Raw genomic sequence first — 21,959 nt, 5'->3', positions numbered from 1 at the left:
CGCGGCCCCGTTACCAGGCGCGGGTCAGGTCCGCGTGCTGCCTGATCCAGGCATGCATCGCGATCCCGGCGGCGACGCCCGCGTTGATGCTGCGCGTGGAGCCAAACTGGGCGATGGACACCGTGATCGACGCACCCGTGCGGGTGTCGCCGGTGATGCCGGGCCCCTCCTGGCCGAACACCAGCAGGCACTCGCGCGGCAGCGCCGTCTCCTCCAGGCGCGCCGCGCCGGGAACGTTGTCCACGGCGACGACCGTCAGACCCGCGTCGGCGGCGAAGTCCAGCAGTTCGGCGGTGCTGTCGTGATGACACAGCCGCTGGTAACGATCGGTCACCATGGCGCCACGGCGATTCCAGCGACGTCGCCCGACGATGTGCACCGTGTGCACGGCGAACGCGTTGGCGGTTCGCACCACCGAGCCGATGTTGGCGTCGTGGCCGAAGTTCTCGATCGCCACATGCAGCGGCTGCCGGCGCGTATCGATGTCGGCGATGATCGCTTCCCGGGTCCAGTAGCGGTAGGCATCGACGACATTGCGAGTATCGCCGTCGCGCAACAGGATTGGGTCATAGCGCGGGTCGTCGGGAAGGTCGCCCTCCCAGGGCCCGACACCCCCGGCCGGTAGGCCCCATTCGGTCGGTCCGGGTCCCGTCATTTCTGCGTCCACACCCCGGCGTGGGTGCCGTCGACCGCCACCGTCGCGTAGAGCAGCGCCTCGTTGATCTCGCCCTGGGTGCACAGCGACGCGTTGACGTGAACGGCGTCCAGCGACGCGTCGGGAAGGATCAGCACCGACGACCCGTACGCCGCGCAGGCCGGATTCAATCCCGGCCCGGGCAACGTCGGCGAGGAGAGCAACATCAACGGGCCGCCGCGCTTGGCCGAGTCGTCGCGATAGCGGGCCGCGACGGAGTCGGCTTCCAGCCCTAACAGCATGTAGCCGTTGCCGTTGAACGCCCCCGCATCGCCCAATTGCGCCTTGGTGACCGGGATTCCGTCCGCGCGCCAGGCCGACAGGCTGGTGGTCTTGACGACCAGGCCGGTGTCGTTGGCATTGGTCGGCATCATCCCCAGCGGAAACGCCGCCGGATAGGCCGCCGACGTATTCGGGATCCGGTCCCGCGGCGAGTAGCTGTAGATCCCGCGGACCTGACTGTGGTCCTTCAGCGGGCCGAGGCAGACCGTGCCGGTCAGCCGGTCGGGCGGGGCCGACAGCGGAGATCCGAGGTCGTGCACGCTGGTCGCCGCGGCGTTGCAACTGCCGAGCCCGGACGCCTCGATGGGATGCGCCAGCGCGCCGTAAAGCCCGAACCGGATGTCCTCGGGCTTGGCGTGCGGCGCATGCGAATCCTTGGACGCCACCGCAGCCGAGACGTCGACCAGCACGTAGTCGCCGTCCCAGCGCAGGTTCGACACCGACATGTTCCAGCCGAGCAGCGCCAGCGATTCGCCGAGCCGCGCGCCCTGGGCGCCGTACGGGTTGACGGGATGGGTGGACCCTGAGCAGCCGACCAGGCAAACGGCCAGACAGGCGACTACCGCGATGAAGCTGCGCATACCGCCCGCGGCCTAGCCCAGCCCCAGATCGGCGAGGCCCAGCACGCTGCGGTACGACAGGCCCTCGGCCTCGATGGCCTCCGCGGCGCCGGTCGCGCGGTCCACCACGGTGGCCACGCCTACGACGTCGCCGCCCGCATCCTGCACGGCACGCACGGCCGTCAGCGCCGACGCGCCGGTGGTGCTGGTGTCCTCGACCACCAGCACGCGCTGACCGGCGACCTCCGACCCCTCGATAAGGCGTTGCAGGCCATGAGCTTTCGCCGACTTGCGCACGACGAACGCGTCGATCGGACGGCCCGGCGCGTGCATGATCGCCGTCGCCACCGGATCGGCGCCCAATGTCAGGCCGCCGACGACCGCGTAGTCCCAGTCGTGGGTGAGCTCACGCATCAGCCTGCCGATCAGCGCGGAGGCCCGGTGGTGCAGGGTGGCGCGGCGCAGGTCGACGTAGTAGTCGGCCTCCTTGCCCGACGACAACGTCACCCGCCCGTGCACCACCGACAGCTGTCGCACCAGATCGGCCAGCTCCGTGCGCTCGTCAGCTCCGGTCACGACCGCCGACTCTCTTCGTCGCGTGCGTAGCGTCGGGCGACGGGGCGTGGCATGAGCGACAGTGTACTGACCGGGTCCCGACCGGCCCGGCGCGCTATCAGCGCTGGTAGTTAGTGGCCTGATGGCCGTTGCGTCCCGCCGGCGGCGGACGCCCGCCGGGGTCGCGGCGGACCGGCTCGGGTTTGCGGCGGGCGCCCTGAACGTCGGAGCCCAGCAGCCCGGCCACGTCTTGCTGTGGGCGCCGCGCCGTCAACTCCGCGCGGCCAGCCGGAGCCAACGGCCGGCTCGGTGACGCATTGCGAAGGCCGGCCGGCGCTCCCGCCTCGGCGGAGGTCTCCTCCGGCAGCGGCGGCAACACCCGCAACAGGTCGTTGAACTGGCGGACCGTGCGCAGGCCCTCGTCCCATTGGGTGCGCGTGCTCGCGATCGGCATGGCGACCAGCGTCCAGTTCTGCTCGTTCCACATGATCTCGGCGCTGTCGGGCGCGGTGTGCGCGAAGGTGACCATGCGGCGGTCGCAGGCCCGCCGCGCCGCGTCCAGGTTGGTGGAATACACCATCCGCGGCCCGATCGCGCCCAGCAACCAAATGTCGCTCTCCCGTGGCTCTTTCAGCCCTTTGAGCCGCAGGTCGACGACCACATTGGTGCCCACCTTGCGGTGCAGCGCGATCACCGTGGCGACTTCCTCGAGGTCGAAGATGTACACGGCCTCGCCGCGAATCTGACCGAGCACGACGTTGTGGGCCGGGACATCGCCGACCGTCGACATCACCCCGCGCTTCCAGCGCTTCAGGATGTCGGTTGATTCGCGCTCGAAGTCGAAGCCGTGCGACCGCGCCCACGACCGACGCCGCCTGCTGCGTCCCCGGCGTCGATCGATATCGACGTACAGCAACACCACCGCGCCGACAAAGCACAGCGCGGAGAGCGTGAACCAAAGGGGGACCATCCCCAACAGGGTATCTGCTATCGGCCTGGAATACAGAAACCGACCAGGTCACAACCCCATCACAGCATGCACCAGGCGTCCCAGTGTGCGCTGAGGGTTTTGAGTGTGAGCCGGCGGCGCCCGGGATTCACACTCGGTTAGCCCAGAACCAGCGAGTCGCCGCCGGGACTGACGTTGACGGGCACCACGTCGCCGTCGTGCACGTCGCCCGCCAGCAACATCTTGGCCAGCTGGTCGCCGATGGCCTGCTGCACCAACCGGCGCAGCGGCCGGGCGCCGTACACCGGGTCGAACCCGCGCTGCGCCAGCCACTTCTTGGCCGGCAGCGACACCTCCAGCTGCAGCCGGCGTTGCGCCAGCCGCTTGCCCAGCTGGGCCAGCTGAATGTCGACGATCTGCACCAGCTCTTCGGGGTTGAGACCATCGAAGACCAGCACGTCGTCCAAGCGGTTGATGAACTCCGGCTTGAACGTCGCACGCACCGCGGCCAGCACCTGCTCCTCGCTGCCGCCCGACCCGAGGTTGGACGTCAGGATCAGGATCGTGTTGCGGAAGTCGACGGTGCGGCCCTGGCCGTCGGTCAGGCGACCCTCGTCGAGCACCTGCAGCAGCACGTCGAACACGTCCGGGTGGGCCTTTTCGACCTCGTCGAACAGCACCACCGTGTAGGGCCGCCGGCGTACCGCCTCGGTGAGCTGACCGCCCTGGTCGTATCCGATGTATCCGGGAGGCGCGCCCACCAGGCGGGCCACCGAGTGCTTCTCGCCGTACTCGCTCATGTCGATGCGGACCATCGCCCGCTCGTCGTCGAACAGGAAGTCCGCGAGCGCCTTGGCCAGCTCCGTCTTGCCGACGCCGGTGGGGCCCAGGAACAAGAACGATCCCGTCGGCCGGTTGGGGTCGGCGACCCCGGCGCGGCTCCGGCGCACCGCGTCGGACACGGCCTGCACGGCCTTCTTCTGCCCGACCACGCGCTTGCCCAGCTCGTCTTCCATCCGCAGCAGCTTGGCGGTCTCGCCCTCCAACAGCCGCCCGGCCGGGATGCCCGTCCACGCCGACACCACGTCGGCGATGTCGTCGGGACCGACCTCTTCCTTGAGCATCACGTTCTCGCGGGCTGTGCCCCTGCCGGCGGCCAACAGCCCTGCGGCGTCGAGTTTCTTCTCCACCTCGGGGATCCGCCCGTACCGCAGCTCGGCGGCCTTGGCCAGGTCGCCGTCGCGCTCGGCGCGCTCGGATTCACCGCGCAACGTCTCGAGCTGCTCCTTGAGCTCGCGCACGACGTCGATCGCGTTCTTCTCGTTCTGCCAGCGCGCGGTCAGCTCGGCCAGCTTCTCCTTGTGATCGGCCAGCTCGGCGCGCAGCTTTTCCAGCCGCTCCTTGGACGCCTCGTCCTCTTCCTTGGCCAGCGCCATCTCTTCGATCTCGAGCCGGCGCACCAGCCGCTCGACCTCGTCGATCTCGACGGGCCGCGAGTCGATCTCCATCCTCAGTCGCGATGCCGCCTCGTCGACGAGGTCAATCGCCTTGTCCGGCAAAAAGCGCGCCGTGATGTAGCGGTCGGACAGCGCCGCCGCGGCCACCAGCGCGGAGTCGGTGATGCGCACACCGTGGTGCACCTCGTAGCGGTCCTTCAGGCCGCGCAGGATGCCGACGGTGTCCTCGACCGACGGCTCGCCGACGAAGACCTGCTGGAAGCGCCGCTCCAGCGCGGCGTCCTTTTCGATGTGCTTGCGGTATTCGTCGAGGGTGGTGGCGCCGACCAGCCGCAGCTCGCCGCGGGCCAGCATCGGCTTGATCATGTTGCCGGCGTCCATCGCGCCCTCGCCGGTCGCGCCCGCGCCGACGATGGTGTGCAGCTCGTCGATGAACGTGATGATCTGGCCCGCGGAGTTCTTGATGTCGTCGAGCACGGCCTTGAGCCGTTCCTCGAACTCGCCGCGGTACTTGGCCCCGGCCACCATCGAGCCGAGGTCCAGGGCGATGACGGTCTTGTCCCGCAGGCTTTCCGGCACATCGCCGGCGACGATGCGCTGCGCCAGGCCCTCGACGATGGCGGTCTTGCCGACGCCGGGCTCGCCGATGAGCACCGGGTTGTTCTTGGTGCGACGGGAGAGCACCTGCACGACGCGGCGAATCTCGTTGTCCCGCCCGATGACCGGGTCGAGTTTGCCCTCGCGGGCCCGCCCGGTCAGGTCGGTGGAGTACTTTTCCAGCGCTTGGTAGGTGGACTCGGGATCGGGGCTGGTGACCCGGGCGCTGCCGCGCACTTTGACGAACGCCTCCCGCAACGCTTGCGGCGAGGCGCCATGTCCGGTCAGCAGCTTGGCGACGTCGGAGTCACCGGTGGCAAGCCCGACCATGAGGTGCTCGGTGGAGACGTATTCGTCGTCCATCTCGGTGGCCAGCTGCTGGGCGGTGGTGATGGCGGCCAGCGATTCGCGTGACAGCTGCGGTTGCGAGCTGGCGCCGCTGGCCTGCGGCAGCTGGTCCAGAAGCCGCTGCGCTTCGGCGCGGATGGTGGCGGGCTCGACGCCGACAGCCTCCAATAGCGGCGCGGCGATCCCGTCGTTCTGGGTCAGCAGCGCCAACAGCAGGTGAGCGGGCCTGATCTCGGGATTCCCGGCTTCGCTCGCCGCCTGGAGTGCCGACGTCAGGGCCGCCTGCGTCTTGGTTGTCGGGTTGAAAGAATCCACGACACCTCCGTTCAAGTACGTAGTGAAAATGCTTGTCGCGATGTTCAACGTCGTCAAGGTTGAGTCTGTTCCGCTCAACTCTACCTTTTTGATCTTCGGGAGTTGACGTCCTGCTCGGAACTTAGAATCGGCGTCCGTGGGCTTAGACGACCGGGACGCGCTGCAGGTGCTGCGCGACGCGTTCGCGCCGGAGGGCCCGGGCCTCGGGAACGAACTCGTCCGCAGCTTCTACACCAACTGGTTCGACCTCGACGTCTCGATCCGCGACCTGTTCCCGCCCGAAATGGAGGCCCAGCGCGCCGCTTTCGCCCACGCGCTGCACTGGGTGTTCGGCGAGCTGGTCGCGCAGCGCGCGCAGGAGCCGGTGGCCTTTCTCGCCCAGCTCGGCCGCGACCATCGCAAATACGGTGTGCTGTCAACCCATTACGAGACGTTGCATCGCGCGCTGTATGCATCGCTGCGCGGGCACGTCGGTGATGGCTGGACCGACGCGATCGACGACGCGGCCACGCAGTCGCTTCACCTCATCACCGGGGTGATGAGCGGGGCTGCGGACGCCGAGGAGGGACCCGCCTGGTGGGACGGCACCCTGATCGAGCACCTTCGGGTGTCCCGGGACCTCGCGGTCGTCCGGCTGCGGCTGGACCGGCCGATGCCCTATCATCCGGGCCAGTACGTCAACGTCCAGGTTCCGCAGTGCCCGCGCCGCTGGCGGTATCTGAGCCCCGCCATTCCGGCCGACCCGGACGGCGGCATCGAGTTTCACGTCCGCCTGGTTCCCGGCGGGTTGGTCAGCACCGCGATCCTCGAGGAAGCCCGCCCCGGCGACCGCTGGCGATTGTCCAGTCCACACGGCGGCCTGAGCGTCGACCGGGACGGCGGCGACGTGCTGATGGTGGCCGGCAGCACCGGCCTGGCGCCGCTGCGGGCGTTGATCATGGACATGTCCCGCTACGCGGAGAACCCGCGGGTGCACCTGTTCTTCGGTGCCCGCTACTTCTGCGAGCTCTACGACCTGCCCACCCTGTGGCAGGTCTCCACGCACAACCCGTGGCTGTCGGTCTCGCCGGTCACCGAGTACAACCGCGACCCGCCCTGGGCCGCCGACTACCCCGACGTGACGCCGCCGCGCGGCCTGCACGTGCGCCAAAGCGGACGGTTGCCCGACGTGGTGACCAAGTACGGCGGCTGGGGCGACCGGCAGATCTTGATCTGCGGCGGGCCGGCCATGGTCCGCGCCACCAAGGCCGCTCTGATCGCCAAAGGCGCCCCACCGGAACGCATTCAGCACGACCCGCTGTCACGTTAAGCTGACCGCGTGCATGTCGTGACCCTGCACGACGCGTCGTCATCGGTGACCGCGCAGTGGGTGCCCGACGCGGGCATGATCGGGACGTCGCTGGCCGACTCCGGTATCGAGCTGCTCGGGCAACGCCGCGGGCTGGACGCCTACGTCTCCGACGGCAAGACGATGGGGATTCCGATTTTGTATCCCTGGGCAAATCGGTTGGGCGACACCACATATACGGTGGAGAACGTCACCGTGAAGCTGGCGCCGGGCGAAAACGGTGTGCGTGCCGATCCCAACGGGTTGCCCATCCACGGCGTACTGGCCGCCTACCCGGGCTGGCGGGTGACGGCGGAGTCGGCCGACGAGTTGACCGCCGAACTGGACTTCGGCGCCGACCCCCGGCTGCTGGCCAGCTTCCCCTATCCGCATCTGCTGACGGTGGAAGTGCGGCTGGCGGATCGGAGGCTGACGGTGCGCGCCACCGTCACCGCAACCGGGGAGACGGCCGTTCCGCTGTGCTTCGGCTTTCATCCGTATCTGCGGCTGCCTGACGTGGCCCGCGGGGAGTGGATCGTCGAAACGCCACCGCTTCGCCATTTGAGCCTCGACGAAAAGGGCCTGCCCACCGGCGAATCGGAAGAGCAGCCGGCGCGGGAAGAGCCGTTGGGCGACAAGGCCTTTGACGACGCCTACGACGAGGTGGCCGATGGGGAGGCGTTCGCCGTGTCCGGCGGTGGGCGCCGCCTGGAAGTGCACTTCGAGCGGGGGTATCCGGCGGCGCAGATCTTCGCGCCGCTCGCCGAGGACGTGGTGTGTTTCGAGCCGATGACCGCACCGACCGATGCGCTGCGCCGCGGTGGCTACCGGTCCGCACACCCCGGCAAGCCGGCGGTCACACAGTTCTCGATACGGGTCTAGCGGAGGAAGTCTCAGCGGCCCTTGCGCGGCTGCCAGACCACCAGCGCGGTGCTCTTGGGCACCACGGCGACATCACGACGCTGGTTGGCGCGCAACATGGCTATTTCCTCGGCCATTTCCTTCAGCCGCGCCTGCAGCGCCTCGACCTGATTGGTCAGCTCGATGATCCGCTTGATGCCGGCGAGGTTGACGCCCTCGTCCTGGGAAAGCCGCTGCACCTCGCGCAGCAGATCCACGTCGTGCTGCGAATAACGGCGTCCCCCACCGGAAGTCCGGCGCGGGGTGACCAGCCCGAGGCGGTCGTAGGTCCGCAGGGTCTGCGCGTGCATGCCGGCCAGTTCGGCGGCGACCGAAATCAGGAAGGTCCGCGCGTCGTCTCGCTTGGGGTGTCTAGCCATCAGCGATTACCTGCCCATCCGGCCCGGGGATTGAAGCCACTGGAGCGCTCGGCCTCCGCGTACGCCTCCAGGGCCTCCTGGGCGGCGCCTTCCACGTTCGGTGGGACGGCGACCTTGACGGTGACGAGCAGGTCCCCGCTGCCGCCGTCCCGCTTGGGCACGCCGCGTCCGCGCACCCGCAGGATGCGGCCGTCGGCGGTGCCCTTGGGCACCCGGACACCCACCTTGCCGTCCAACGTGGGCACCGAAAGCGTTGAGCCCAAAGCTAATTCGGTGAAGCTGACCGGAACGGTCACGGTGAGGTCATCGCCGTCACGGCCGAAGATCTTGTCCGGCCGCACATGCACGGTCACATACAGGTCACCCGACGGGGCGCCCCGCAACCCGGCCTCGCCTTGCCCCGCGAGCCGAATGCGCTGTCCGTCCTCGACACCCGGCGGAATCCGCACGTTGATGGTGCGGGTGCGCGTGGTGACACCGGTGCCCTTGCACTCCTCGCAGGGGTGCTCGATGATCGACCCGCTCCCCCGGCAATCGGTGCAGGGCTCGGAAAAGCCGAAAGCGCCCTGATTCCGGCTGATTACGCCGGAGCCGTTGCAGGTTGGACACACCTTCGGGCTGGTGCCCGGCCGCGCGCCGCTGCCGTGGCAGTTGGTGCACGGCGCGGGACTGGTCAGCCGCAACGGCATCGCGACGCCCTTGGCGGCCTCGACGAAATCAAGCTCGGTCTCGGTCTCCAGATCGTTGCCGCGCCGCGGCCGGCTGGGACGTGCGCTGGAGCCGCGGCCGAACAGGCCCCCGAACAGGTCGCCGATGTTGGTGCCGCCGGTTCGGCCCGCGGCGTCGAACAAATCGTTGAGATTGAACTCGGCGCCGTCACCGCCGACGTCGAAGCTGAAGCCGCCGGTGTCGAACCTGCGGCCACCGAAGCCTCCGCCGGCGAACAGCCGGCGGGTTTCGTCGTATTCCTTGCGCTTGGCGGGATCCGACAAAACGTTGTGCGCCTCCGACACCGCCTTGAATCGCTCGCCGGCGGCGGGGTTGTCGGGATTCGCATCCGGATGCAAATCGCGCGCTAGCTTGCGGTAGGCACGCTTGATCTCCTCGGGACTGGCGTCGGAGGAGACGCCCAGCTCCTTATAGAAGTCCTTTTCGACCCATTCACGCTGGGCCATGTCGCGCCACCCCCTCCCACCTTTCTCTTCGGTTGTTGTCTTGATTCTGAGCCTTAGTCACCTGAGGTGTCGGCGTTATCGTCCGCATCGGCCGGCTCGGCTTCGGCCTCGCTTTCGACGGGTTCGGCAGCGGCGGCCGAGTCTTCGCCGTCCTCGGCGACCGTGTCGACGACGCCGACGAGGGCGTGGCGCAGCACGTTCTCGCCCAGCCGGTAGCCCTGCCGCATGACAGTGCCGATGACCGGTTTGGAGTCCTCGCCGCCGTCGCCCTCGTGTTGCACCGCTTCGTGCAACACCGGGTCGAAGTCTTCGCCCTCGGCGCCGAACGCCGCCAGGCCGAGCCCGGTCAGCGCGCTCATCAGCTTGTCGGCGACCGACTTCAGCGGGCCTGAGTCGAGGTCGCCGTGGGCGCGTGCCCGGTCGAGATCGTCGAGTACGCCCAACAATTGGCTGACCACGGTGGCCTTCGCCCGATCCGCCGCCGCCTGCTGATCGCGCAGCGCCCGCTTGCGGTAGTTGGCGAAATCAGCCTGCACGCGCTGCAGATCGGCGGTCAGCTCGGCGACCTTGGCGCCCGCCTCGTCGGCCTTGTCACCGGCGGACGGCGCCGCCCCTCCCGGCGCGGTGCCGGGAGGGACATGCCGTACTTCGCCGGTCTCGGGATCGATCCGCCGTTTGTCGGTAACGGTTACCTGTTCCTGCGGGTTGCCTTCGGTCACTTGGCCTCCCGGTCGTCGTCGACCACCTCCGCGTCCACGACGTCGTCAGCGGAGCCGGCTCCGGCGCCGCCGCCGGGCTCGCCACCACCGGCCTGCGCGGACTCCGCCTGGGTGGCCTCGTAGATGGCCTGTCCGAGCGCCTGAGACTCCTGACCCAGCTTCTCCATCGCCGCCTTGATCGCGGTGATATCCGTGCCGCCGAGCGCCGACTTCGCCTCGGCCACAGCGGCGTCCACCTTGTTCAGGGTGTCCTCGGGAACCTTCGAGCCGCCCTCGGCCTCACGCTGCTCCTTGACGAACTTCTCCGTTTGGTAGACCAGCGTCTCGGCCTGGTTGCGAACATCGGCCTCCTCGCGACGCTTGCGGTCCTCCTCGGCGTGCGCCTCGGCGTCCTTGATCATCCGGTCGATCTCCTCCTTGGAAAGGCCGGAGCCCTCCTGGATCTTGATCGTGTTCTCCTTGCCGGTGCCCTTGTCCTTGGCCGTGACGTGCACGATGCCGTTGGCGTCGATGTCGAAGGTGACCTCGATCTGCGGGACGCCGCGCGGAGCCGGCGGGATACCGGTCAGCTCGAAGCTGCCGAGCAGCTTGTTGTGCGAAGCGATTTCGCGCTCACCCTGATAGACCTGGATCTGCACCGACGGCTGGTTGTCGTCGGCCGTCGTGAAGGTCTCCGATCGCTTGGTCGGGATCGTGGTGTTGCGTTCGATGAGCTTGGTCATCACGCCACCCTTGGTCTCGATACCCAGGCTCAGCGGCGTAACGTCAAGCAGCAGAACGTCTTTCACCTCGCCCTTGAGGACACCCGCCTGCAGGGCCGCACCAACGGCGACGACCTCGTCGGGGTTGACGCCCTTGTTGGGCTCCTTGCCGCCGGTCATCTCCTTGACCAGATCCGACACCGCGGGCATCCGGGTGGAACCACCCACCATCACGACGTGGTCGATCTCGGACACCGAGATGCCGGCGTCCTTGATCACCGACTGGAAGGGCTGACGGGTGCGGTCGAGCAGATCCTGGGTGATCTTCTGGAACTCGGCACGGGTCAGCTGCTCGTCGAGGAACAGCGGGTTCTTGTCGGAGTCGACGGTGATGTAGGGCAGGTTGATCGAGGTGCTCTGCGAACTCGAGAGTTCGATCTTGGCCTTCTCGGCGGCCTCGCGCAGCCGCTGCATCGCCATCTTGTCCTTGGTCAGGTCGATGCCGCTGGTGCCCTTGAACTTGTCGACGAGCCAGTTGACGATGCGGTCGTCCCAGTCGTCGCCACCGAGGTGGTTGTCACCGCTGGTGGCACGGACCTCGACCACGCCCTCGCCGATCTCCAGCAGCGAGACGTCGAAGGTGCCGCCACCGAGGTCGAAGACCAGGATGCGCTGTTCCTTCTCGCCCTTGTCCAGCCCGTAGGCCAGCGCGGCCGCGGTCGGCTCGTTGACGATGCGCAGCACGTTCAGTCCGGCGATCTGGCCGGCCTCCTTGGTCGCCTGACGCTGGGCGTCGTTGAAGTAGGCGGGTGTGGTGATGACCGCGTCGGTGATGTCCTCACCGAGGTAGGCCTCGGCGTCGCGCTTCAGCTTCATCAGCACGCGGGCGCTTATCTCCTGCGCGGTGTATTTCTTCCCGTCGATCTCAATGGACCAGTCCGTGCCCATGTGCCGCTTGACCGACCGCACGGTGCGGTCGACGTTGGTCACCGCCTGGTTCTTGGCGGGCTGGCCGACGAGCACTTCGCCGTTGCGCGCGAACGCGACGATGGACGGAGTGGTCCGTGAGCCCTCGGAGTTTGCGACGACGACAGGGTCGCCACCCTCGAGTACCGCGACGACGGAGTTGGTGGTCCCGAGGTCGATACCGACCGCACGAGCCATAGTGATTCCTCCTGAGTGTGTAGAGCTTTTTGGTGGCACTATGCTGAGTGAACCCCACTCAAGCCTGCCCTTTCGGGCTTCCGGGTGTCAACCCAGAATTGAGCCTGGGTCACTCAACTTGTTGATCATCCTAACGGCGGGCGAGAGCGTGTTGTTCCCCGGGTCCCGCGGCAGCGGGAAATTGCCTGGCCCCGGGGTCTGAACTCTCAGAATCCGAAGTCGCCGCCGCCGGAGTCGGAGCCGCCGCCGAAGTCCGAGCCACCGCCGAAGTCCGACCCGCCGCCGAAGTCCGAGCCACCGCCGGAGTCCGACCCGCCGCCGAAGTCGAAGTTGCCGCCGCTGGAGTCGTAACCGCCGCCGAATCCGACGTCGCCGCCGGAACTCGAGTAGCCCCCGTCAAATCCGACGTTGGCCTGCTGGCTGTCGTAGCCGGCGGACTGACCGCTGTTGAAGCCCGAGTCCGCGAACGCCGGATCCCGGCCAGCTTCGAAGCCGCGCTCGTAGCCGCCGTAGCCGCCGCCCCAACGGTCGTCCAGCAGCGCGTCGAGCAACACCACATCGGCGACAGCCCAGCCCCAGCCCGGACCCCAGAACGCATACGGGTAGTAGCCGGGATTGAAGAACATCCCGTTGTAGTAGCCACCGCCGTAGTAGTGCGGGTAGCCCGGTTGCGGCACCGCCCGATAGTCGTTGTTGTTGATCGTGACGTACTGCCCGGTGTCCGGGTTCTTCGCCCGCACCTGCGCCTGCTTGGGATCTTCCTCGGCGTTCGCGGCGTACTTCGCCGGGTTGAGCTTCCGGTCGGCCTTGTCCACCGTGGACCGCACCGCCCTGAGGTGTGCCAGCGCCGCGGTGTAGTCCCCCGTCTCGGATGCCTGGCGGGCGTCGTGCAGGCCGGCATTGGCCTTCAACTGCTCCGCGCTGACGTCCGGGGTGCTCTCGGCGAGCACCGCGTTGTCGAGGTCGGCGACGTCGGATTCCGCCGCGATCAGTTCCTGCTTGAACTGCTCTCGCGCCTCGGACTCCTTGCGGCGCTTACGATTCCGGCTCGCGACGAATGAGATCAGGCCGACCGTCACCAGCGCAAGGGCGACGATGGCCAGCAGCACCCACAGCCACGTCCAGCTGGTGTGCTTCTGGTGCACCACCGGGGAGCTCGTTGCCGGCGCGCCGGAAGCCACCTGCACGGCGGTCAGCCTGGCGACGAACTGACGGGCCGCGCCGCGGGGGTCGTTGCGGTTATCCCTGGCCGCCTGGCCCATGAGTCGGTCGACGTTGTCCGCGATGGCCTTCGGCACGTTGTAGGCGCGCACGTGGTAGCCCTTGGCGTCGATGACCAGGATGACGCCGCTGAAGTCGGGATTGCGACGCACCATGACGTCGTGGATGGCGTCCGGCGTGGTGATGCCGGTTTGGGCGGGTGTCACCGCCGCCACCCAGACGGGCGGGGTCGAACTCCACGTCCACCGGCCGGTGAGGATCTGCTCGTTCAGGCTGTCGGGGTTCTGCAACGGCGGGCTCGCCGCCGGGTCGGCGACCACGTGCGTCTGGGCATTGAACTTGGCCACCAGCGCGTCGGTGTAGGTGTCGGCGTGCGCCGGCCAAGCCAGCAGGGCCGCCAGCGCCCAGATAAGCGGAAGCGCCAGGAGGCCGCCGAGTCGTCGTGTCACTTTTCTCCCGTCGTCAGCCCGCGCTGGGTTTGCCCATTCCCGCCGATCGAACCACAACGTGCACGCACGAGCTTTCGTTCCCGCTGACGAGCGTGCGGCACAGCCATGGGTTAGCCTGAGCTTTCCCGAAGCCACCACGGCAGGAGCTCGATGTCAGAGCCAGACAGCGCCGCCGCGCGGCTCGCGCGCGAAGACGCGGGCTATCACAAGGGCCTCAAAAATCGCCAGATACAGATGATCGCCCTCGGTGGCGCCATCGGAACCGGCCTATTCCTCGGTGCCGGTGGACGGCTCGCGTCGGCGGGGCCCGGGCTGTTCGTGGTCTACGGGATCTGCGGCATCTTCGTCTTCTTGATCCTGCGCGCGCTCGGCGAGCTGGTGCTGCACCGCCCGTCGTCGGGATCGTTCGTGTCCTACTCCCGCGAATTCTTCGGGGAGAAGCTGGCTTTCGTCGCCGGCTGGATGTATGTCCTCAACTGGTCGATGACGGGCATCGTGGATACCACCGCGATTGCCCACTACTGCCACTACTGGAAAGCGTTGCAGGTCGTCCCGCAGTGGGCCCTCGCGTTGATCGCGCTCGTGCTGGTGTTGTCGATGAACCTGATCTCGGTCAAGGCCTTCGGTGAGCTGGAGTTCTGGGCTTCGCTGGTCAAGGTGCTGGCGCTGGTGACCTTCCTCGTCGTCGGCACGGTCATTGTGGTCGGGCGCTACAAGGTCGACGGGCATGACACCGGGACGGGGCTGTGGGACAGCCATGGCGGCCTGTTACCCACCGGCCTGCTGCCCTTGGTGCTGGTCACCTCGGGTGTGGTGTTCGCTTACGCCGCAATCGAATTGGTCGGCATCGCGGCCGGGGAAACGGCCAACCCGGAGAAGATCATGCCGCGCGCGATCAACTCGGTGGTATTCCGCATCGCGGTCTTCTACATCGGGTCCACGGTCCTGCTGGGCCTGCTGCTGCCCTACACCGCCTACCGGGACCACGTCAGCCCGTTCGTGACGTTCTTCTCCAAAATGGGTTACAGCGGCGCGGGCAGCGTGATGAACCTCGTGGTGCTCACCGCCGCGCTGTCGAGTTTGAACGCGGGGCTGTATTCCACCGGCCGAATCCTGCGCTCGATGGCGATCAACGGCAGCGGGCCGCAGTTCACCGCGCCGATGTCGAGGAACGGTGTGCCGTACGGCGGGATCCTGCTCACGAGCGGGGTCGGTTTGTTCGGCATCGTGCTCAACGCCGTCAAACCGAGCCAGGCGTTCGAAATCGTGCTCCATGTCGCCGCCGTGGGCATTGTCTTCGCGTGGGGGACGATCGTGGCGAGCCAGCTGCAGCTTTACCGGTGGGCGAAGGCCGGAAGGGTGGAACGGCCGAATTTCCGGATGCCGCTCTCGCCCTACAGCGGCTATCTCACGCTGGCCTTTCTGGTCGGCGTCGTGGTCCTGATGTTCTTCGACAAGGTGCAGGGCCCGTGGCTGCTCGGCGCGACGATCATCGGCGTCCCGGGGCTCTTCGGCGGTTGGTTCCTGGTACGACATCGGGTCAGGACCGCCGCGCTCGACGCGATCCCGGCCCTGCCGCCGACCGACCCATCCGTGGCGGCTTAAGGCGCGGTGTCACACCGCGGTAAACCTGCGCCATCGGCTCGATATCGATAACCGCCCGCCTGCAGCAACTTTCGTTATGTCGGCCGTACGCTGATTTCCTGATATCTGAGATCCTCGGGGAGTAACGCGTGCGGTTATCGCGGAAGGCGCAGCGAAGTCTGGCCGGTGGCTCGCTGCTGGTCGTGGCCCTGCTGGCGAGTCTTGAGTTGGTTTCCGGCTGCAGCTCCGTCATCGAGGGCAGGCCGATCGCCAAGCCGGGTACGGGGCCGACGGAACCGTCCTTCCCCACGACGACGTCGAGCCCCTCGCCTTCGTCGTCGACGCCCCCCACCAGCACGACACCGGCAAGCCCGACCGCGCCGGCCGGTGCCATCCCGCTGCCACCCGACAACAACGGCTACGTCTTCATCGAAACCAAGTCCGGCGTGACGCGCTGCCAGATCAACAAGGACACCGTTGGGTGCGAGGCGCCGTTCACCAACTCTCCGCTGCAAGACGGCGAGCACGCCAACGGCGTCAGCATCACTTCGGGCGGTTCCGTCGAGTGGGTGCTGGGCAACCTGGGGGCCATCCCGACCGTCACCATCGACTACAAGACGTACGCGGCCCAGGGCTGGACGATCAACGCCAGCACCGACGGAACCCGGTTCACCAACGACCACACCGGGCACGGAATGTTCGTCAGCGTCGACAAGGTGAACACGTTCTGAGCTGACCCGCCGGAGGGGTCAGTACCATCGGTGCCGTGGCACGCACTGGCCCGCCGGACGACTTCCACAACGAACCGACCCGGCATGCGGGTTTCGGCATGGGTGAGCGGCCGCCATCCACCGAAGCGGCCCCCACCGGCCAGGCCCCCGGGGAACCTCCGCCCGGGCAGTACCAACCGGATCAATCCGTCGATCCGTTCGACGAGGAAACCGAGCCCACAGCCTGGTACCGCCGGCCGGTCATGCTGCTCGGATGGGCCTTGCTCGTCCTGATCCTGATCGCGTTGATCGTTTTCGGCATCACGCAGCTGCTCGGCGGAGACCAGGGCACCAGCCACGTCCCGAGTACCAGCACGACCACCCCCACCAGCACAACCACGACGACCACCACCACGACGTCGCCGAGCACCACGACCGAGTCACCGCCGAGCAGCAGTGCGGTCGAGCCCCCGGCCCAACAGCCGACCCAGCAGCCCACGCAGCAGCAGCCGTCGCATCGGCATCACATGCCGTCGCTTCCGCCGGTGATCACCATTCCGGGAGGGCCAACCATGACGGTCCCGCCCGCCCTGCGCTGACGGCAGGTTGCGGTGCGATCAAGGTTTGATCGCTGATCGGTGGCGGGCGCGCGTGGCAGCGGTCCGCGGGTTGCGCCCGCCGATACCGTCATCGGCCATGACGAGCTATGCGCCGCCGCGTGCGATTGGCGTGATCGGGGGAACGCAAGAGCCCGAGCCGGCGGAGTCGATCCCGCGCTGGCGCAAACTGATCGCGTTGGTCGGATGGGGCGTCCCCATCGCGGTCCTCATCGCACTCAACATCTGGGGCGTCCTGCAGCTGGCCCAGGGTCCCTCCATGTCAGCGCCGGTAATCGAGACCACGCCGACAACCGCGGCGCCCGTCGTTCCGCGGCCTCGACCGGTGCTCGACGAGACGGCCGCGGCCGCCGGAGCAACCATCGACTCGCCGGCGCCCGAGGCTTTCCCGGAGGTACCGTCGGTCGTCACGTCGCCGCCGCCCGAGGCTTTCCCAGAGGCTTTCCCCGAGGTGCCCACGTTGGTCACGTCGCCGCCACCAACGGCCGAGGTCAGCTTGCCGCCGGGCCGGTGATGCGGCGGCGCACCTAGACTCGCCTGCGAGACAACGGACACGGGGGTGCGCAATATGGGCGAGTCGCTCGGGTTGTCGCTGGGCGTGGCCAACCTGGTCGCGGCCCGCGAGGGCAGCGCCCCGCTGGTCCGCAAATCCGTGCTGACGGTGTACGACCAGCGGCCCTCCGAAGTTGGCCTGCCAGAAGAGAATCCGAACGCAGCCGAACCCGGCCTGGTGATGCGGGGGTTCGTCGAGCGGGTCGGAGACCGGGCTTCGTTGGTGGCAGCCGACGGAAGCAAATACCTCGGCGAGGCCCTGACCGTCGAGGCGCTCGAGGCGATGGCGCGCACGGCCGGCTACGGGTCGCCGATCACCGTGGCCGTCCCCGCGTATTGGTCCGAGGCGCAGTACGCCGCCCTGCGTGCCGAGTTTTTCGCCCAACCGACGCTGGCTGCCAACGGCGTGGCCCCGGCGTTGATCTCCGACGCCACGACCGCGCTGACGGCACTGCGCGCCAAACCGGGATTTCCGACTGGCGGCACGGTCGCTCTGTTCGACTTCGGCGCCGGCGGCACCACCGTCACCCTGGCCGACGCCGCGACGAACTCACAGCAGACCGGTCCTTCGGTCCGGTATACGGATTTCTCCGGCGACGCCATCGATCAGCTCATCCTCAACCACCTGCGGTCGGCGGCCGACGCGGACACCACCCGCGCCGCCGCCGGCGTCACGCGGCCCGCGTCGTTCACCCGCCTGCTCGTCGAATGCCAGCGCGCCAAGGAACATCTGTCGGCGGCCACAATGGCCACGATCCGGGACGGTTCCGGCAGGGACGTCGGGCTGTCGCGCAGCGAATTCGAGCAACTCATCGCCCAGCCCCTGGATCGATTTGTCGGCAGCGTCGAAGAATTGTTGCGGCGCAACGGGATTGCGCGATCCAGCCTCGCCGCCGTGGCGATTGTCGGCGGTGGCGCGAGCATCCCGCTGATCACCACGCGACTGTCGGGGCGTCTGCAGGTGCCGGTCCTCACCACTCCGCAGCCCGTCTACAGCGCCGCCATCGGCGCCGCGGTGCTCGCCGGACTGCAGTCGTCGGCTGGCGCGGCGACCGCCGCGAGTCCGCTCGTCGAGAACCCGACCGAAACGGTTGCCACCGCAGCTGGAGCGGGCGTGCCGCCGGTCCCCTTGGCGTGGTCGCAGGACGCCTACGGGGCGGAGCCGGTCCCCTACACCGGCCCCGAACACCCGGCCGGCTACGGCAGGGAACCAACGGGATTGGGCTACGCCGAAGAGGATCGTTATGCCGCGCCGGCCGCCGGGCTGCCTTGGTACAAACGCACCGCGCTGGTGTTGACCGTGGCGGCGGCGATCGCGGCGGTGCTGGTGGCCGTGGTGTTGGCGCTGACCCTGCTCCGCACCAACACCGCCCCGACGAACGCACCTGGACCCCCGCAGACGTCGCAGACCGTCACCATCACCGGGCCGAACAGCAGCCCCACTGTGACGGTGATCCCACCGCCGCCGCCGTCGACGAACACCACACAGTCGCCCGCGCCCACGACGACGACCCCAGCCCCCACCACCACGACGAGCGCGGCGCCCACGACGACCAGCCCGCCGCCGACCACCACGGCCACCACGGCCCCGCCGACCACGACGTCGCAGGTAACCACCACCGCCGCGCCGACGACCACGCGCGGGGGACTGCCGCTGCCGCAGTTTCCGTTCGGGCGCTAACGCGCCTCCCGGGCGGCGCTGAGCCGCAGGCCAGGGGCGTCGCCGGACGGCAGGTTAGGGCAACCTCTCTCGCGTCGAAAGCGGCGAAGGTGTCACTATGAGCAAGCCTGAGCAGGCAACAAAGCACGCTAGAGCAACGACGCATGGGAGAGACCTGCTGTGACCACGCAGACCGTCATCAGACTGGTAGTGGGCCTGGCCATGACCGTGTTGGTGGGGGCGTTGGCGGCCCGCCGGGTCCTATGGCTGTACAAGCTGGTGATGTCCGGCCAGCCGGCGACCGGGCGCACCGACAACGTCGGGACCCGGGTCTGGACCGAGGTCGCCGAAGTCTTCGGGCAGCGCCGGCTGCTGAAATGGTCGATCCCGGGGCTCGCGCACTTCTTCACCATGTGGGGCTTCTTCATCCTGCTCACGGTCTACATCGAGGCCTACGGCTTGCTCTTCCAGCCGAACTTCCACATCCCGATCATCGGCCGATGGGACGCGCTGGGTTTTCTGCAGGACTTCTTCGCGACGGCCGTGTTCCTCGGTATCGCCACCTTCGCGGTGATCCGCATCATGCGCAGCCCGCGCGAAATCGGCCGCACGTCAAGGTTTTACGGCTCGCATACCGGCGGCGCGTGGCTGATCCTGTTCATGATCTTCAACGTCATCTGGACGTACGTGCTGGTGCGCGGGTCGGCGGTCAACAACGGCACGCTGCCCTACGGTGACGGGGCGTTCCTGTCGCAGCTGTTCGGCGCGATCCTGCGGCCGCTGGGCCACACCGGCAACGAAATCCTGGAAACCGTCGCGCTGCTGCTGCACATCGGCGTGATGCTGGCCTTCCTGATCATCGTGCTGCACTCCAAGCACCTGCATATCTTCCTGGCGCCGATCAACGTGGTGTTCAAGCGGCTGCCCGACGGGTTGGGCCCGCTGTTGCCGGTCGAGTCCGGCGGCAAGCCGATCGACTTCGAAAACCCGCCCGACGACGCGGAATTCGGGCGCGGCAAGATCGAGGACTTCACCTGGAAGGGCATGCTCGACTTCGCCACCTGCACCGAGTGCGGGCGCTGCCAGTCGCAGTGCCCGGCCTGGAACACCGGCAAGCCGCTGTCGCCCAAGCTCGTCATCATGGACCTGCGCGACCACTGGATGGCCAAGGCGCCGTATCTGTTGGGTGAAAAGGAACCCGTCGCCGAGGGCGGCTATGTCGAGTCGGGTCGCGGTGAGCACCATCATGTGCCGGAGTCCGGCTTCGGCCGCGTGCCCGGGTCGGGTCCCGAGCAGGTGAACCGCCCGCTCGTGGGCACCGAGGAACAGGGCGGCGTGATCGATCCCGACGTGCTGTGGTCCTGCGTCACCTGCGGCGCGTGCGTCGAGCAATGCCCGGTGGACATCGAGCACGTCGACCACATCGTCGACATGCGCCGCTACCAGGTGATGATGGAGTCGGAGTTTCCGTCCGAGCTGTCCACGTTGTTCAAGAACCTGGAAACCAAGGGCAATCCGTGGGGGCAGAACGCCGGCGACCGGACCAACTGGATCGACGAGGTGGACTTCGACGTCCCGGTCTACGGCCAGGACGTGGAGAGCTTCGACGGCTACGAATACCTGTTCTGGGTGGGCTGCGCGGGCGCCTACGACGACAAGGCCAAGAAGACCACCAAGGCCGTCGCCGAGCTGCTGTCCATCGCGGGCGTGAAGTACTTGGTTCTCGGCACCGGTGAAACCTGCAACGGCGACTCCGCGCGCCGGTCGGGCAACGAGTTCCTGTTCCAGCAGCTGGCCCAGCAGGCCGTGGAAACGCTGGACGGACTGTTCGAGGGCGTGGAGACCGTCGACCGCAAGATCGTGGTCACCTGCCCGCACTGCTTCAACACCATCGGCAAGGAATACCGGCAACTGGGCAGCAACTACACCGTGCTGCACCACACCCAGCTGCTCAACCGCCTCGTGCGCGACAAGAAGCTGGTTCCCGTCACCCCCGTGTCCCAGGACATCACCTACCACGACCCGTGCTATCTAGGCCGGCACAACAAGGTGTACGAGGCGCCGCGCGAACTGATCGGGTCCTCCGGGGCGAAGTTCACCGAGATGCCACGCCACGCCGAGCGCAGCTTCTGCTGCGGCGCCGGCGGCGCCCGCATGTGGATGGAAGAGCACATCGGCAAGCGCATCAACCACGAACGCGTGGACGAGGCGCTGGCCACCGGGGCCACCACCGTCGCCACCGCGTGCCCGTTCTGCCGGGTGATGGTCACCGACGGCGTCAACGACCGGCAGGAGGAGGCGGGTCGCAGCGGCGTCGAGGTGCTCGACGTGGCCCAGGTGCTGTTGGGGTCGCTCGAGTACGACAAGGCGACACTGCCGGCGAAGGGCACGGCCGCCAAGGAGGCCGAGAAGCGGGCCGCCGCGGCGCCGAAGGCCGCGGCGCCGAGCGCACCCGCGGAAGCCCCGGCTGAGGCGCCCGCCGAGACACCCACGAAGCCCGCCGAGCAGCCCGCTGCGGCCAAGGCTCCCGCACCCGCTGCGCCGGTAAAGGGGCTGGGTATCGCCGGCGGCGCCAAGCGACCCGGTGCGAAGAAAGCGGCGCCAGCGGCCGAAGCGTCGGCAAGCGCCCCGCCCGCCGCGCCGGCCGCACCCGCCAAGGGCCTGGGGTTGGCCGCCGGCGCCAAGAAACCCGGCGCCAAGAAGGCCGCAGCCCCGGCGGCCGAGCAAAGCGCGCCGGCCGCGGAAGCCGAGGCCCCGGCCACGCCCGACGCACCCGCCGCACCCGCGGCGCCGGTGAAGGGGTTGGGTATCGCCGCGGGCGCCAAACGGCCCGGCGCCAAGAAAGCCGCGCCCGCCGCTCCCGCGCAGCCAACGCCGGCCGAGCAGCAACCGGAAGCGAAAGCCGAGCAGGAGCCGTCCGAGGACGCCGACGGCGAGGCGGCCCCGCCGCCGGCACCCGCCGCGCCTGTTAAGGGGCTGGGCATCGCGCGCGGCGCCCGCCCCCCAGGGAAGCGTTGATCACAGTTTGAGCTCTGTCAGCAAA

At 68.3% G+C, this 21,959-nt stretch carries 18 protein-coding genes; 8 read left to right on the top strand and 10 right to left on the bottom strand.

All coding sequences use genetic code 11. The features are described 5' to 3' along the window. Positions 1-10 precede the first annotated feature (10 nt). The 5 genes from ACQI5H_RS22230 to clpB form a co-directional block, all read right to left on the bottom strand. Positions 11-655 carry a TrmH family RNA methyltransferase gene (locus tag ACQI5H_RS22230; RefSeq protein ID WP_427081451.1) on the bottom strand — a complete coding sequence of 215 codons (645 nt, stop codon included), beginning with the start codon at positions 653-655 and terminating at the stop codon, positions 11-13. Next, positions 652-1,557 carry a hypothetical protein gene (locus ACQI5H_RS22225; protein WP_427081450.1) on the bottom strand — a complete coding sequence of 302 codons (906 nt, stop codon included), beginning with the start codon at positions 1,555-1,557 and terminating at the stop codon, positions 652-654. Before ACQI5H_RS22225 ends, ACQI5H_RS22230 begins: the two co-directional genes overlap by 4 nt. 12 nt (positions 1,558-1,569) lie before the next feature. Then, positions 1,570-2,112, bottom strand: a complete 543-nt coding sequence (pyrE, locus tag ACQI5H_RS22220) for an orotate phosphoribosyltransferase (RefSeq protein WP_427081449.1) — start codon at positions 2,110-2,112, stop codon at positions 1,570-1,572. Between the two features lie 97 nt (positions 2,113-2,209). Beyond that, positions 2,210-3,061, bottom strand: coding sequence for a trehalose monomycolate transport factor TtfA (gene ttfA / locus ACQI5H_RS22215; RefSeq protein WP_427081448.1), 852 nt, complete (start codon positions 3,059-3,061; stop codon positions 2,210-2,212). A gap of 137 nt (positions 3,062-3,198) precedes the next feature. Beyond that, positions 3,199-5,757, bottom strand: a complete 2,559-nt coding sequence (clpB, locus tag ACQI5H_RS22210) for an ATP-dependent chaperone ClpB (protein WP_427081447.1) — start codon at positions 5,755-5,757, stop codon at positions 3,199-3,201. Positions 5,758-5,893: 136 nt separating this feature from the next. Here clpB and ACQI5H_RS22205 point away from each other — a divergent pair, with 136 nt between their 5' ends. Together ACQI5H_RS22205 and ACQI5H_RS22200 are read left to right on the top strand one after the other, a co-directional pair. After that, complete coding sequence (locus tag ACQI5H_RS22205; protein ID WP_427081446.1) at positions 5,894-7,066, top strand: FAD-binding oxidoreductase; 1,173 nt, start codon at positions 5,894-5,896, stop codon at positions 7,064-7,066. Between the two features lie 9 nt (positions 7,067-7,075). Beyond that, on the top strand, positions 7,076-7,966 hold the full coding sequence (locus ACQI5H_RS22200) for an aldose 1-epimerase (RefSeq protein ID WP_427081445.1): 891 nt from the start codon (positions 7,076-7,078) through the stop codon (positions 7,964-7,966). An 11-nt stretch (positions 7,967-7,977) separates the two neighbouring features. Here the strand turns inward: ACQI5H_RS22200 and ACQI5H_RS22195 are convergent, their stop codons facing one another. The 5 genes from ACQI5H_RS22195 to ACQI5H_RS22175 form a co-directional block, all read right to left on the bottom strand. Beyond that, on the bottom strand, positions 7,978-8,364 hold the full coding sequence (locus ACQI5H_RS22195) for a heat shock protein transcriptional repressor HspR (RefSeq protein WP_427081444.1): 387 nt from the start codon (positions 8,362-8,364) through the stop codon (positions 7,978-7,980). Then, positions 8,364-9,539 carry a molecular chaperone DnaJ gene (dnaJ, locus tag ACQI5H_RS22190; RefSeq protein ID WP_427081443.1) on the bottom strand — a complete coding sequence of 392 codons (1,176 nt, stop codon included), beginning with the start codon at positions 9,537-9,539 and terminating at the stop codon, positions 8,364-8,366. Before dnaJ ends, ACQI5H_RS22195 begins: the two co-directional genes overlap by 1 nt. Before the next feature lie 53 nt (positions 9,540-9,592). After that, positions 9,593-10,258: a nucleotide exchange factor GrpE gene (gene grpE, locus ACQI5H_RS22185; RefSeq protein WP_427081442.1), complete on the bottom strand. Its 666-nt coding sequence runs from the start codon at positions 10,256-10,258 to the stop codon at positions 9,593-9,595. Beyond that, positions 10,255-12,123 (bottom strand): molecular chaperone DnaK, encoded by a 1,869-nt coding sequence (gene dnaK / locus ACQI5H_RS22180; protein WP_427081441.1) that lies wholly within the window; start codon positions 12,121-12,123, stop codon positions 10,255-10,257. Before dnaK ends, grpE begins: the two co-directional genes overlap by 4 nt. A gap of 206 nt (positions 12,124-12,329) precedes the next feature. Then, positions 12,330-13,793, bottom strand: a complete 1,464-nt coding sequence (locus ACQI5H_RS22175) for a hypothetical protein (RefSeq protein WP_427081440.1) — start codon at positions 13,791-13,793, stop codon at positions 12,330-12,332. A gap of 150 nt (positions 13,794-13,943) precedes the next feature. On the opposite strand from ACQI5H_RS22175, the gene ACQI5H_RS22170 reads away from it, so the two are divergent. The 6 genes from ACQI5H_RS22170 to ACQI5H_RS22145 all read left to right on the top strand — a co-directional run bounded on the left by ACQI5H_RS22170 (position 13,944) and on the right by ACQI5H_RS22145 (position 21,934). Continuing rightward, entirely contained in the window at positions 13,944-15,398 is a 1,455-nt protein-coding gene (locus ACQI5H_RS22170) for an amino acid permease (RefSeq protein ID WP_427081439.1), read from the top strand. 128 nt (positions 15,399-15,526) lie between these two features. Then, a complete protein-coding gene (locus ACQI5H_RS22165) occupies positions 15,527-16,108 on the top strand; it encodes a hypothetical protein (protein ID WP_427081438.1) in 582 nt (193 codons plus the stop codon). A gap of 35 nt (positions 16,109-16,143) precedes the next feature. Then, on the top strand, positions 16,144-16,686 hold the full coding sequence (locus ACQI5H_RS22160) for a hypothetical protein (RefSeq protein ID WP_427081437.1): 543 nt from the start codon (positions 16,144-16,146) through the stop codon (positions 16,684-16,686). Positions 16,687-16,783: 97 nt separating this feature from the next. Further along, on the top strand, positions 16,784-17,218 hold the full coding sequence (locus ACQI5H_RS22155) for a hypothetical protein (RefSeq protein ID WP_427081436.1): 435 nt from the start codon (positions 16,784-16,786) through the stop codon (positions 17,216-17,218). 54 nt (positions 17,219-17,272) lie between these two features. Then, the gene (locus ACQI5H_RS22150; protein ID WP_427081435.1) at positions 17,273-18,937 is read left to right on the top strand and encodes an Hsp70 family protein; all 1,665 of its coding nucleotides are present in this window, start codon (positions 17,273-17,275) and stop codon (positions 18,935-18,937) included. Positions 18,938-19,096: 159 nt separating this feature from the next. Beyond that, a complete protein-coding gene (locus ACQI5H_RS22145; RefSeq protein WP_427081434.1) occupies positions 19,097-21,934 on the top strand; it encodes a heterodisulfide reductase-related iron-sulfur binding cluster in 2,838 nt (945 codons plus the stop codon). The last annotated feature ends 25 nt before the right edge of the window (positions 21,935-21,959 follow it).

Origin of the sequence: Mycobacterium heidelbergense (assembly GCF_050205645.1) — a bacterium.
Classification (GTDB): Bacteria; Actinomycetota; Actinomycetes; order Mycobacteriales; family Mycobacteriaceae; genus Mycobacterium; species Mycobacterium heidelbergense_A.
The sequence above is the reverse complement of the archived record's forward strand: the minus strand, read 5'-3'. Positions and strand labels throughout refer to the sequence as shown.

What these genes read in the sequence shown, in the direction of transcription:
- dnaJ (WP_427081443.1), bottom strand. Translation starts at nt 9,539, where the DNA reads ATGGCCCAGCGTGAATGGGTCGAAAAGGACTTCTATAAGGAGCTGGGC.
- ACQI5H_RS22150 (WP_427081435.1), top strand. Translation starts at nt 17,273, where the DNA reads ATGGGCGAGTCGCTCGGGTTGTCGCTGGGCGTGGCCAACCTGGTCGCG.
- ACQI5H_RS22195 (WP_427081444.1), bottom strand. Translation starts at nt 8,364, where the DNA reads ATGGCTAGACACCCCAAGCGAGACGACGCGCGGACCTTCCTGATTTCG.
- ACQI5H_RS22170 (WP_427081439.1), top strand. Translation starts at nt 13,944, where the DNA reads ATGTCAGAGCCAGACAGCGCCGCCGCGCGGCTCGCGCGCGAAGACGCG.
- ACQI5H_RS22230 (WP_427081451.1), bottom strand. Translation starts at nt 655, where the DNA reads ATGACGGGACCCGGACCGACCGAATGGGGCCTACCGGCCGGGGGTGTC.
- dnaK (WP_427081441.1), bottom strand. Translation starts at nt 12,123, where the DNA reads ATGGCTCGTGCGGTCGGTATCGACCTCGGGACCACCAACTCCGTCGTC.
- ttfA (WP_427081448.1), bottom strand. Translation starts at nt 3,061, where the DNA reads ATGGTCCCCCTTTGGTTCACGCTCTCCGCGCTGTGCTTTGTCGGCGCG.
- ACQI5H_RS22155 (WP_427081436.1), top strand. Translation starts at nt 16,784, where the DNA reads ATGACGAGCTATGCGCCGCCGCGTGCGATTGGCGTGATCGGGGGAACG.
- ACQI5H_RS22225 (WP_427081450.1), bottom strand. Translation starts at nt 1,557, where the DNA reads ATGCGCAGCTTCATCGCGGTAGTCGCCTGTCTGGCCGTTTGCCTGGTC.